The 12,578-nt window shown below is 58.1% G+C and carries 13 protein-coding genes; all 13 read right to left on the reverse strand.

All coding sequences use genetic code 11. From position 1 onward, the window contains the following. Positions 1 to 157: 157 nt before the first annotated feature. The 13 genes from GFN93_RS12855 to GFN93_RS12915 all read right to left on the reverse strand — a co-directional run bounded on the left by GFN93_RS12855 (position 158) and on the right by GFN93_RS12915 (position 12,456). The gene (locus GFN93_RS12855; RefSeq protein ID WP_153501443.1) at positions 158 to 1,696 is read right to left on the reverse strand and encodes an FAD-dependent oxidoreductase; all 1,539 of its coding nucleotides are present in this window, start codon (positions 1,694 to 1,696) and stop codon (positions 158 to 160) included. Then, a complete protein-coding gene (locus tag GFN93_RS12860; protein WP_153501444.1) occupies positions 1,693 to 2,328 on the reverse strand; it encodes a hypothetical protein in 636 nt (211 codons plus the stop codon). The genes GFN93_RS12855 and GFN93_RS12860 overlap by 4 nt, the downstream gene beginning before the upstream one ends. Positions 2,329 to 2,445: 117 nt before the next feature. Then, entirely contained in the window at positions 2,446 to 3,360 is a 915-nt protein-coding gene (locus GFN93_RS12865; RefSeq protein WP_153501445.1) for a cation diffusion facilitator family transporter, read from the reverse strand. Between the two features lie 21 nt (positions 3,361 to 3,381). Beyond that, the gene (locus tag GFN93_RS12870; protein WP_328594630.1) at positions 3,382 to 4,206 is read right to left on the reverse strand and encodes a peptidoglycan DD-metalloendopeptidase family protein; all 825 of its coding nucleotides are present in this window, start codon (positions 4,204 to 4,206) and stop codon (positions 3,382 to 3,384) included. Positions 4,207 to 4,254: 48 nt separating this feature from the next. Further along, entirely contained in the window at positions 4,255 to 5,184 is a 930-nt protein-coding gene (locus GFN93_RS12875) for a DUF368 domain-containing protein (RefSeq protein ID WP_235901838.1), read from the reverse strand. Between the two features lie 203 nt (positions 5,185 to 5,387). Then, positions 5,388 to 6,050, reverse strand: a complete 663-nt coding sequence (locus GFN93_RS12880; protein ID WP_153501446.1) for a protein-L-isoaspartate(D-aspartate) O-methyltransferase — start codon at positions 6,048 to 6,050, stop codon at positions 5,388 to 5,390. 15 nt (positions 6,051 to 6,065) lie between these two features. After that, the gene (gene truD, locus GFN93_RS12885; RefSeq protein WP_153501447.1) at positions 6,066 to 7,094 is read right to left on the reverse strand and encodes a tRNA pseudouridine(13) synthase TruD; all 1,029 of its coding nucleotides are present in this window, start codon (positions 7,092 to 7,094) and stop codon (positions 6,066 to 6,068) included. Beyond that, entirely contained in the window at positions 7,091 to 7,570 is a 480-nt protein-coding gene (gene ispF / locus GFN93_RS12890) for a 2-C-methyl-D-erythritol 2,4-cyclodiphosphate synthase (protein ID WP_153501448.1), read from the reverse strand. The genes truD and ispF overlap by 4 nt, the downstream gene beginning before the upstream one ends. After that, a complete protein-coding gene (gene ispD / locus GFN93_RS12895; RefSeq protein ID WP_328594631.1) occupies positions 7,570 to 8,280 on the reverse strand; it encodes a 2-C-methyl-D-erythritol 4-phosphate cytidylyltransferase in 711 nt (236 codons plus the stop codon). Before ispD ends, ispF begins: the two co-directional genes overlap by 1 nt. Then, complete coding sequence (locus GFN93_RS12900; RefSeq protein ID WP_153501449.1) at positions 8,277 to 8,636, reverse strand: FtsB family cell division protein; 360 nt, start codon at positions 8,634 to 8,636, stop codon at positions 8,277 to 8,279. The genes ispD and GFN93_RS12900 overlap by 4 nt, the downstream gene beginning before the upstream one ends. A 6-nt stretch (positions 8,637 to 8,642) precedes the next feature. Further along, complete coding sequence (gene eno, locus GFN93_RS12905) at positions 8,643 to 9,935, reverse strand: phosphopyruvate hydratase (protein ID WP_153501450.1); 1,293 nt, start codon at positions 9,933 to 9,935, stop codon at positions 8,643 to 8,645. Between the two features lie 20 nt (positions 9,936 to 9,955). Next, positions 9,956 to 10,804, reverse strand: a complete 849-nt coding sequence (gene kdsA, locus GFN93_RS12910; RefSeq protein WP_328594633.1) for a 3-deoxy-8-phosphooctulonate synthase — start codon at positions 10,802 to 10,804, stop codon at positions 9,956 to 9,958. Between the two features lie 23 nt (positions 10,805 to 10,827). Further along, the gene (locus tag GFN93_RS12915; protein WP_153501451.1) at positions 10,828 to 12,456 is read right to left on the reverse strand and encodes a CTP synthase; all 1,629 of its coding nucleotides are present in this window, start codon (positions 12,454 to 12,456) and stop codon (positions 10,828 to 10,830) included. Positions 12,457 to 12,578 lie beyond the last annotated feature (122 nt).

Below are 12,578 nucleotides of genomic sequence, written 5' to 3' on the forward strand. Positions count from 1 at the left end.
TGGCCCTTGTTGTTATTGGTGGAGATTTCAGACTGAGTCTATAACAAACCGTAACAAACGCCAAAGCCTGTCATGGCCGGGAGGACAAGCCTTTCAGTCAGTTGGGTAAGGGATTGTAAACCCGCAGGGCGACAGCGCGGTCGCCCTGCTAAGCAAATCAACTCATATGCCGCGCGATTCGGGTAGCCAGAGCGTAAACAGTGATCTGCGGGTTGACGATGATGGAAGTGGGTAACAAGCTGGCATCAGCCACATAGAGGCCCGGCACATCATGGGTTTCGCCATTGGCCTTGACCACACTGTGGTCAGGGTCAGCGCCCATGTGGCAGGTACCCTGGGGGTGATAGCTGACCATGCGCAAGTGTTGTGGGTCGTTTTCCAGTGAATCCACCTGCAGGTCAATATCCGCCTCTGAGCGAATCACCCGTTTATCACTGGCAGGCACATACACCTCGGTAGCGCCTGAGGCCAGATGCAGTTTGGCGGCAGCCTTGATGGCCCGTTTCATGGACGGGAAATCCGCGTCACTGAGCTGATAGTTGATCGCCTTGCGCTCCCCATCCCATTCGATGGCACCCACATTGTGATCATGGATCAGCGTCACAAGCCCCGCCAGATAACGGGCGTTCTCCATATACTCCATAAACGGCTTGCCGGTACCGGGCTCGGCCAACATGGTCATTTCAACCAAACCAAACCCGCCATCCTCGAGGATGAAGCCGCCTTTGTCCGGGTGCATGAACTCATCCACATGCACACCCAGCATGGCCCCACGCCAAGGGTGGATCGGCTCCGGGTAGCGACCGGCCACCAACAGTGACGGGTGGCAGGCAAAATTCTTGCCCACCAGCCCGGAGCGATTGGCCAGGCCACTCTTGAGCAGCAGCACCGGCGTTTGAACCGCACCGGCGGCCAACACTACTCGCGGAGCCTTGACCGTCATGGTCGCAGCCACCGTACCGTCATGGCGAGTGACTACCGCCTCCACACCGCTGGCCACTCCGCCCTCCGTGACGACCTTTTCAACCCGGGTATCGGAGTAAATCCGGGCGCCATGGGCCTGTGCCCAGGGCAAATAGGTGACCAACATGGACTGCTTGCGCTCGGTCTTGCAGCCTGACAGGCAATGACCCGTCAGGCCACACTGGCGAATGTTGCGACGCAAGGGCTTCACCGACCAACCCAACTTGTTGGCGCCGGCACGTATCACCTGCCCATGGCGGGCAATTTCATGTTCGCCATTGTCATGGACGGAGAGGTTCTGCTCCACCTCATCGAAATACGGCGCCAGTTCGGCTTCGGTCAGTTCACTGAGTCCAAAATCCCGTTGCCAGTCTTGCAGAATAAAATCCGGTGTACGGAAGCAGACGCAGCCATTCACCACTGTGGACCCACCGACACAGGCGCCTTGTAACACCAGTAAATCGCCACTGCTGTTGGCCTGCCCACCTTTGTCCTGATACAGGGCATGGAGGCTTTCGGTGAAATCTTCTGTAAATGCCTGTGAAGGCACGTAAGGCCCGGCTTCAAGCACGATCACACGCTTCCCCATACGGGCCAGCTCGTAAGCCGTGACCGCCCCTCCAGCACCGGAACCCACGACTACCACATCCGCTTCCAGCGCAATGTGCTCACTGGTCACATCGCTGGCCTGATGCACCTGCAAGCCACTGGCCTGCCACTTGACCTGACTCATGCCTGCTCCTGCTCTACATCAATAGTAGGTTGCTGGGGCATGGGCGCATTGCCCAGGTACTCCAGCCCCCATTTCTCACTCACCGGCCCATCGAACTCTGTTGGCGGCCAGGTAGCGGGCTCCTGCCAGTAGGCGCTATACACCAATTGCTTGATCACAGTAGTCAGGGTGCGCTGCAGCACACTGCCCTCCCCCCAACGATCGAACAATGCCCGTGCCTGGGCATCCTCCAGGTCCACAAAACGACAGCCGTGACTGAACACCACCACGTTATCGAACAGGGAAAGGCCTGCACCCAGCTCCTTACGAGTCGCTGGATCAAGGTAACTGAGGGTGGTCTGAACATTGGCCACCACCGGGACAGCCTCACTGTCGACCAGAGGTGTGCCTTCAACGGGCAGGAGCACCACACGGGCACGGTCAAATAGGTGGTATTCGGCCGCGGAGAGGCCGGTTACCCAATCCGGGGTGGGGAGTTCATCATGGGGGGAGCGGCGTAACAGGGCAAAGCCACCAGCGGCGATCGCCGTCGCAGCAGCCACACCACCGAGGCCCCATTTGAGGAATTGTCGCCTGGCTACTCCCCGCTGCCAGATCTGCTTGATCTGCCGTGCCTGAAACTGGCTATTCATTGCCATTCCTTAACCTGAAGACGTGCCATTCAAGCTAAAGAAAAGGCCAGATGAATACAATATGTTTACCGGACAGGGAAGATTGACCTGACAGAACAACTCAAAGACGTCGCTACCTCACGGTGCCTGCGGTGGCTCAACCCTCACCTTGGGACCTACCGCAACCGGATCAAGGTGGATAATCACGTCAGCGCTGGGAAAGTCCCTCTTGATGTCCCTCTCGACACGGTCTGCCAGATCGTGGGCCATCCGTAGAGTCAGGTTCTGGTCCATATCCAGGTGAAGTTGAATGAAGCAGGTGCGTCCGCTCTGACGGGTGCGAAGGTCATGGAAACCGAGGGCGTCGTGATGGGAAGAGACAATAGCGCTGATGCGAGTACGAACATCACCAGGCATCTCACGATCCAGTAATAGCTGGACTGACTCTGAAGCAATCTGCCAGGCACTGCGCAGGATAAACAGCGCAATAGCCAGGCCCACTGCACCATCCAGCCACAACCAGCCCATGCTGCTCAGCGCCAGAACCGTGATGATGCCCACATTGACGGCCAGATCAGAGACATAGTGCAGCGAGTCCGCTTCGATAGCGGTGGAGCCGGTGCGGCGAATCACGTAGCGCTGGATTAGCAGGAGTCCAAACGTCAGCGCGATGGACAGCACCATCACTCCGATACCCACTGCACTGGCTTCAATCGGCGTGGGGTTCATTAGTTTGAGCGTAGACTGGTGAATCAGGAACACGGATGAACCGGCAATAAACACCGCCTGGCCAAGCCCAGCCAAGGCTTCTGCCTTGCCATGCCCAAAGCGATGCTCCTCATCGGCGGGAACCAGCGAATAGCGAATGGCGACGAAATTGATCAACGACGCCATGGAATCCATCACCGAATCCACTAGTGAGGCCAACATACTCACCGATCCAGTCATCACCCAGGCAACCGACTTGGCAGCAATGAGTACCAGAGCTGTCGCCACAGACGACAGTGCAGCCAGAAGCAGCAGGCGGTGCTCTCTATTAGTGCCATCACTCATGAATCGGTACGCCTTATGGAATTACTGTTTGGGCAGGTACTGCATCGGGTCGACGGGTTTGCCATCCCGGCGAATTTCAAAATGAAGCTGGGTTCGGAAGGTACCCGTAGCGCCCATGGTCGCAATTTTCTGACCGGCCTTGACCACATCGCCCTCCTTCACCAGCATCGCATCATTATGGGCATAAGCACTGAGCCAACGATCATTATGCTTGAGGATCAAGAGATTGCCATAACCGGTCAGGCCACTGCCGCGATACACAACGCGGCCATCTGCCGCCGCGATGACCGGACTCTTTGTCCTGCCACTGATGGCAATCCCCTTGCGCCCCGATGAGGACGCCGAAAACGACTCCACCACTGTCCCCCCTGCAGGCCAACGCCAGGTCACGGGCCCCACCGTACGAGAGCCACTGTCTGACGATACCGCTGGTTTGCTCGCCGCTGGTTTTGTCACCGGTGCAGGGCTCGGGGCCGGTGTGCTACTCGGTTTGCTGACGGGTTTGCTTGTCGTTGATGAGGAAGTCGAACCGGACGTGACCGGCCTGGGCCTGCTGACCGGCGCCGTTGACGTTTGCTTCAGGGCGAGTGAAATGCGCTGCCCGGGATAGATAGTGTATGGGGCGGGAATATTGTTGGCCGCCCCCAGCTCACGGTAATCCCAACCGTAACGCCAGGCGATGGAGTAAAGAGTCTCCCCTTCGCGCACATGGTGTGTACCGGAGGTCACTTTCCGCTGTCGGGTATCTTGCCCGTAGATATCCACCACAGGAGCGAGGCTGGCGCTGCAGCCACTCATCAGCACCAGAAAAACTGTCGCTGCCACCGTGCGAACCAGCTCTGTCACTTTCCTGCTGCGGTTACTGATACCAATCGCCCTCGAGACCCAGTGTATTCAGCCATCTTTCCTGTTGGCCATGGCGCTATTATGCACAGGAGCCAGCCTGTGCAGTAGCCACACCAACGCCACCGCCATGACGGCAGTAGACAATGCCAATAGCGTCTGCGCACTCTGCCCCGTGGTGGCAGCATACCCCGCCGGGGTAAACCACTGATCCTGCAGTCCAGCCGCATCCGCTACTCGCCAGGGCCACAGCTTGACCAGCGAGCCGGCCATGAAACCAGCCAGCAAAGCCATGACCGTGTCGTGATAATGATGCAGTGTCCACTTGAGAATGTGGACAAAGCTGAGCAGACCTATCGCGCAGCCACTGAGAAAGGCTAGCAAGAGAGGAACCTGTACTTCTTTTACAGCTTCCAGCACAGGCTGGTACATGCCCAGTAAAAGAAGGATAAAACTGCCGGAAATGCCTGGCAGGATCATGGCACAGATGGCCAGCATGCCACTGAGAAAAAACACCAGGGCTCCTGCGCCACCAGACATGGCCGGCGCGAACGCGATCAGCACAGCAGTCAGGGTGCCCAACGCAAACGCCATTCCCTGCACCAGCCCACGCTGGCGGAGTGGAGACAACACCATAAGGATGCTGGCCAGAATCAGACCACTGAAAAAGGCCCAGACAGGTACAGGATGAGTCGCCAGTAACCAGGTGATCAGACGAGCCAGTAACGCAATACTGGTAAAAATTCCGGCCAGCAGCGTCATCAGAAACGTCAGATTGGCCTGCTGCCAGAAAGCCGCAAATCCTTCACGGCGCCATACGCCAAGTAGTCGCGGGGTGATACCACCCAGGGTATCGATAAGCTCTTCGTAAATCCCGGTAATGAGCGCCAGCGTGCCACCGGAGACCCCCGGCACAACATCCGCTGCGCCCATGGCCATACCACGAAAGAAAATACCGGGACGAATCATTATCAGCCTCATGTTTCGCGCCAAGCGTCTCAGCGTGAATTCGGATTTGTTATTCTCAAGCGCAGGAAGAGCAAGCTTCAAGCTGCAAGCTACAACGCGAGTCACGCATGGTTATGTCTTGAACGTTGCAGCCGCGCCCAAACCATTGACCGCGGGCATGGCACGGGAAATTTGATCTCCCTGACCGCCCCTTGCAGCTTGAAGCTTGTGGCTTGCTACCGCATCACCCCGCGCTGAAATGGCACAAACCGCACCGCATCCAGCGACTGGGTATGGAACTGATCACCTTCTCGATCGACCACCGTGAGAATCTGTTTCCGGTCATCGCCCACCGGCATGACCAACCGCCCACCATCGGCCAGCTGCTCCAGCAAGTCCGACGGGATATCCGGTCGTGCACAGGCGGCAAGGATGCCGTCGAAAGGCGCTTCGCTTTTCCAACCGAAACCGCCATCGGCATGCTTGAGCTGGACTTTGGCCAGCCCCAGCCGGATCAGCCGCTTACGGGCCTGCTCCTGTAGAGGTCGGATACGTTCCACGGAATAAAGTTCATCACAAAATGGCGCCAACACCGCGGTCTGGTAGCCGCAACCGGTGCCAATTTCCAGCACCTTACTGCGTTTGCCTCCGTCCATGAGCAGCTCGGTCATGCGCGCCACCACCCAAGGCTGGGAGATTGTTTGCCCGTGACCGATGGGCAAGGCGGTATCGTCATACGCCTGATGCGCCAGGGCCTCTTCAATGAAAAAGTGACGCGGCGTGTTGCGGATCGTATCCAGCACCCGATCGTCCTGAATACCGGCCTCACGAAGCCGCTGCACCAGACGATCCCGGGTCCGTGCAGAGGTCATGCCGATGCCGCTGAGTTGGATATCCATGTTGTACTTCGTTCTCTATGCAGAGGGTTCCGGTGTGGTCACCAGCTCTGCCATGACTGTTGTTGCAAACGCACCTGCGGGTAGCCTGAATGCCACCTCGAGGGTGTTTTCCCCTTCCCTTTCCTGCTGCAAGGACCACTGCAAGTCCTGTACCGGTAACCGGGTAGCACGACGAATTTCGTCCACACCTTCCCGGCAGAGGCCGTCGATCACCGCCTGACTGGGTGCCAGGATCTGGTGCTCCATTTCCCGGCAAGGGCCAGATGATGCCATGCCCGGCACACCCGGCATAGGGGCGGTAGGATGGACCTCGCCACTTATCACCCGTGCGGCCGCTTCAACGTCATCATCGGCATGGAACAGGCCACGACTACCCTCCGGCTGGAGAATGTCGCCAGCCAGCACCCGATTCCAGATGCCCCGTGACACGCGCTCGGCCAGCACCTGGTTAAACAGATCGCTTCGCACTGCAGATAACCAGATACTGCGTAACGCCTTTTTGCGCGGCGCCTCACCGCCAGTGAGCCACTCCCTGCCTCGGACCAGGTTGCCTGCCCCACGACCAAAACGTTGCTCACCAAAATAATTGGGGATGCCCTGTGCCGTGATGGCCGCCATTCGCTCCGCAAGCAGCATTTCGTCGCCACGAAAACCCGTGGCGCGAATGACAAAACGATTGGCTCGATGGGTGCCACGGTTGAGTTTGCGACGATGACGCACGGCCTGAACCAGGCGAACCCCTTCAGGCCAGTCAAAATCCGGGTCTGCCTTGCCGGGCAGATGCAAGCTGAACCACTGCCGGGTCACGGCATGCTTGTCCTTCAAGCCGCTATAGCCCACGGACAAACGATGAATAGCTGCGGTCTTTGCCAGCCACATGGCCACATCTTCTGTGTTCCAGCCGGTCTTCTCGATTTCCAGCCACAGGTGCTCGCCTTCCTCTTCCGGAACCACGTGCATGCATTCAAACACCTGGAAATCGGCCGGTATCGCCTTGAGTTTGGCTTCTGCCACCGGCCCGCCGTGGGCATGGGGCAGACTCATGGCGTTTCCAGCAGCACTGCTGCCTGTACAGCAATGCCTTCCTTGCGACCGGTAAACCCGAGTTGCTCTGTAGTGGTGGCCTTCACGGAGACCTGGCCTAGCTGACAGTCCAGTAACCCGGCAATGCGTTCACGCATGGTGAGAATATGCGGAGCCAGTTTCGGCGCCTGACAGATGATGATCAGATCTGCGTTGCCCAGCCGCCAGCCGCCAGTCACAACGTCCTGATAGATTGCCTGCAACAGCTTGCCGGAGTCCGCCCCTTTCCACTGTGGATCGGTATCCGGGAAGTAATGCCCGATGTCACCCAGTGCGAGAGCACCGAGCAGTGCATCAGATAGCGCATGCAACGCCACGTCACCATCTGAATGCGCCTTGAGACCATGGCTATGGGGGATCGCCACACCACACAGCATCACGTGGTCACCCTCGTCAAAGGCATGGACATCAAAACCCTGACCAATACGAATCGCCATTACATGCCTCCCTGCTCTTCGAATTGGCGGGCCAGGTAAAAGCGGGCCAGCGGCAAATCCTCCGGCACCGTAATCTTGATGTTATCGCTGTGGCCTGCCACCAGTGCCGGACGCCAGCCCTGACGCTCCATGGCAGAGGCCTCATCGGTGACTGAGGCCAGATCACCACTGAGCGCTTCATAGAGTGCTGCGGCCGGGAATAACTGGGGCGTCAAGGCACGCCAGATAGTTTCGCGGTTCAGCGTGGTGTCGATGCACTGGTCGTCCGCCGCCTGCTTGATGGTATCCACCACCGGAAGGCCAAGGATAGCGCCCTGCTCCTGTGTAGAAGCCAGCAGACTGTGGATATCAGAGAGACGGACCAGTGGGCGCGCCATGTCATGCACCAGCACCCAGGCCTCTTCCCCGCCGTCCATGAGCACCTGAGCCAGCGCATTGCGAACTGACTGAGCGCGGCTTTCTCCCCCCGTCACTGCATGAATGCGGCGATGGGTGGCCACCGGCAAGGTTGGCCACCAGGGATCATCAGCAGAAACGGCCACCACCACACTTTCAATCGGTGCAAACGACAACAACCGTTGCAGGGTATGCTCGGTGATGGTTTTGCCAGCCAGCGTCAGATATTGCTTGGGGATGCCTGCCTGCATGCGTTCGCCGACACCGGCAGCGGGAACAACAGCATAAAGAGGGCCACGGATTACCGGATTCACTCGGTACTCCCTGGTTGTTCGAGGATCAGAAAAAAGGTTTCACCCTTACGGATCATACCCAGGTCCTTGCGCGCGATTTCTTCCACCGCTTCCGTGCCCTGTTTAAGGTCCTTCACGTCAGCAGCCATCAGCCGGTTACGCTCAGTCAGTTTGGCGTTGGTCTGTTTGAGGGCGGCCACTTCCTGCTTGAGGCTGGCCACATGCCGAACACTCCCTTCACCAAACCACAGCCGCGCCTGCAGGCCCAGAAACACCAAGGCCAGCACGGCGAAAACCACCTGGCGAGCGGGCGACAGCTTCAGTGCTGCCCGCTTGCCCTCCAGGGTTGACGCCTTGCTGGCCCGGGTGCCTGTCATCAGGGATTAACCGAGGAACTTGAACTCTTTGCGGCCATGGTAGGCAGCACGACCCAGTTCCTGCTCGATGCGAATCAGACGGTTGTACTTGGCAACACGGTCGGAACGACACAGGGAGCCGGTCTTGATCTGGCCTGCGGCAGTCGCCACGGCCAGGTCAGCGATGGTGCTGTCGGCCGTCTCACCACTACGGTGGGAAATCACCGCGGTATAACCGGCATCCTTGGCCATCTTGATCGCGTCCAGGGTCTCGGTCAGTGAACCAATCTGGTTGAACTTGATGAGGATGGAGTTGGCCACACCTTCATCGATCCCCTTCTTGAGGATCTTGGTATTGGTCACGAACAGATCGTCGCCCACCAGCTGTACCTTGTTGCCCAGCTTCTCGGTGAGGATCTTCCAGCCTTCCCAGTCAGACTCGTCCATGCCGTCTTCGATGGAGATGATCGGGTAACGGTCGCACAGCTCGGCCAGGTAGTCGGCGAACTCGGCAGAGGTCATGCTGCGGCCTTCGCCGGCGAGCACATACTTGCCATCCTTGTAGAATTCGCTGGAGGCGCAATCCAGAGCCAGGGTCACGTCTTCACCGGCTTTGTAGCCAGCGATCTCGATGGCTTCCATGATCGCTTCCAGAGCAGCTTCGTTGCTCGGCAGGTCCGGCGCGAAACCACCCTCATCACCCACGGCGGTGTTCAGACCACGCTTTTTCAAAACACCTTTCAGAGCGTGGAAAATTTCCGCGCCGTAGCGGATCGCTTCAGCCACCGTGGAGGCTCCCACCGGCTGAACCATGAACTCCTGGATGTCCACGTTATTATCCGCGTGCTCACCACCGTTGATGATGTTCATCATCGGTACTGGCAGGGAGTATTCGTTGTCGTCATCCTGCAGATCAGAGATGTACTCATACAGAGGCTTGCCCTGATCGGCAGCCGCGGCCTTGGCCACCGCCAGAGACACAGCCAGGATGGCGTTGGCACCCAGCTTGCCTTTGTTCTCGGTCCCATCGGCATCGATCATGGCCTTGTCGATACCCTTCTGGTCGGACGCTTCCATACCGATCAGCAGCTCGCGAATTTCGGAATTCACGTTGCCCACTGCCTTGGTCACACCCTTGCCCAGGTAACGGCTCTTGTCACCGTCACGCAGTTCCAGCGCTTCACGGGAACCGGTGGATGCGCCGCTGGGGGCGCAGGCACTGCCGCTGGCGCCAGACTCGAGAATCACATCGGCTTCAATGGTCGGGTTGCCGCGGGAATCGAGAATTTCGCGGGCTTTGATGTCAACGATCTTGGACATGACAGTCAATCTCTCTTCAATCAGTTGTTTTCAAAGGCAGGCAGTGCCTTGACGGTATTATCCAGGGTTTGCATCTGGGCGAGGAATGGCTCCAGACGGTCCAGGCGAAGGGCGCAGGGGCCATCGCATTTGGCGTTGTCCGGGTCAGGATGGGCTTCCAGAAACAGTCCGGCGATGCCCTGACTGATTCCCGCACGGCCCAATTCGGCCACCTGGGCACGACGGCCATCGGCGCTGTCGGCACGACCACCCGGCTTCTGCAGCGCGTGGGTCACATCGAAAAACACCGGGTAATTGAACGTCTTCATGATGCCGAAACCAAGCATGTCCACCACCAGGTTGTTGTAACCAAAGCTGGAGCCACGCTCGCACAGGATCAGCTGGTCGTTCCCGGCATCCTCACACTTGTGCAGAATATGCCCCATTTCATGGGGCGCCAGAAACTGAGGCTTCTTGATGTTGATGATGGCCTGGGTCTTGGCCATGGCCACCACCAGGTCTGTCTGTCGTGCCAGGAAAGCCGGCAGCTGAATGATATCGCAGACCTCCGCCACCGGAGCCGCCTGGTAGGGCTCATGGACATCGGTAATCACCGGGCAATTGAAAGTCTTCTTCACTTCTTCGAAGATCTTCAGCCCCTCTTCCATGCCCGGCCCACGGTAGGAATTGAGCGAGGACCGGTTGGCCTTGTCAAAGCTCGCCTTGAACACCCACGGAATATTCAGTTTGCTGGTCACCTCGGCATAGGCCTCGGCAACCTGCATGGCCATATCCCGGGATTCCAGCACGTTCATGCCGCCAAACAACGCCATGGGCTTGTCGTTACCAAATTCCAGTTCGCCGAGGCGAATGACTTTCTGCTCACTCACAGGTAACTACTCCTTGTGTGCGCTTATTGCGCAGCCTTTTGAGACAGGGCTGCCGCCACATAACCCTTGAACAGGCCATGTCCATCGCGGGGCGTGGAGGTAAATTCCGGATGGAACTGACAGGCCACAAACCACGGATGATCAGCCACCTCAATCACTTCCACCAACTCGCCATCTACAGAGCGACCCACAATCTTCAGGCCGGCCTCTTCCAGAACAGGCAAGTAATTATTGTTCACTTCGTACCGATGACGATGACGCTCGACGATGTGCGTTTCGCCATAGCACTCAGCAGCACGGCTTCCGGCCTCAAGAACACACTCCTGACCACCCAGACGCATGGTGCCGCCCATATCAGATTCGGCAGAGCGCTGCTCCTTGCGACCATCTTCCGTGGTCCATTCGGTAATCAGGCCCACTACCGGATCCGGCGTGTCGGGCTTCAGCTCTGAAGAATGAGCCTGCTTGATGCCGGCCACATCGCGAGCGTATTCGATCACGGCCAGCTGCATGCCCAGACAGATGCCCAGATAAGGCACCTTGTTCTCTCGGGCATAGCGAATAGCCGCAATCTTGCCCTCGGTACCGCGATCACCAAAACCACCAGGCACCAGAATGGCATCCAGATTCTCCAGCACACCGGTGCCGTCACGCTCAATGTCTTCCGCATCCAGATAAAGGATGTTGACCTTGGCGCGATTACTGATACCGGCATGAATCAGTGCTTCGTTAAGCGACTTGTAGGCATCAACCAGCTCGATGTACTTGCCCACCATCCCCACGGTCACTTCCGCTTCCGGGTTCAGCTGCGCCTCGACAACACGATCCCACTCGCTCAGATCCGGCTCGGGCAGATCAAGACCAAACTTCTCCACCACGATGGCATCCAGGCCTTGCTCATGCATGCCACGCGGCACCTGGTAGATGGTCTTGCAGTCCGGCGAGGAGATCACCGCACGGGCTTCCACATTGGTGAACAGGGCAATTTTTTCACGGGCGCTCTGCGGAATCGGATCATCCGCACGACAAACCAGAATATCCGGCTGCAAACCGATGGAACGCAGCTCTTTCACAGAATGCTGGGTGGGCTTGGTCTTGATCTCGCCTGCCGTTGCGATATAGGGCACCAGCGTAAGGTGTACCAGCAGGGACTGACTGGAACCCAGTTCCACACGCATCTGGCGCGCAGCTTCCAGGAACGGAAGGGACTCGATGTCGCCGGCGGTACCGCCGATCTCGACGATGGCCACGTCGGCATCCCCTGCCCCCTGACGGATCTTGAGTTTGATCTCGTCAGTGATATGCGGAATGACCTGCACGGTGGCACCCAGGTATTCGCCACGGCGTTCCTTGTCCAGTACGTCCTGATAGACACGGCCAGTAGTAAAGCTGTTACGGCGGCTCAGGCGAGTGCGAATGAAACGCTCATAGTGACCCAGATCCAGATCCGTCTCGGCGCCATCCTCAGTCACAAACACCTCACCGTGCTGGTAAGGGCTCATGGTGCCGGGATCCACGTTGATGTAGGGATCCATTTTGATCAGGGTGACCTTGAGGCCGCGAGCCTCCAGCAACGTAGCCAGAGAAGCAGAGGTAATCCCCTTACCCAGGGAAGACACCACACCGCCAGTGACAAAGATGAAACGTGACATGCACTCACCAGATTGCTTGGGATTCCGCAGGTAGGGCCACCGGCTGCAGGGGCTAAACCTCGAATTCCCTAATGGGTTAGTAGCGCGCCATCAAGTGTGAACCGGCCCCAATAAAAAAAACA

Origin of the sequence: Alcanivorax sediminis (genome assembly GCF_009601165.1) — a bacterium.
In the GTDB taxonomy this organism is placed as follows: Bacteria; Pseudomonadota; Gammaproteobacteria; order Pseudomonadales; family Alcanivoracaceae; genus Alcanivorax; species Alcanivorax sediminis.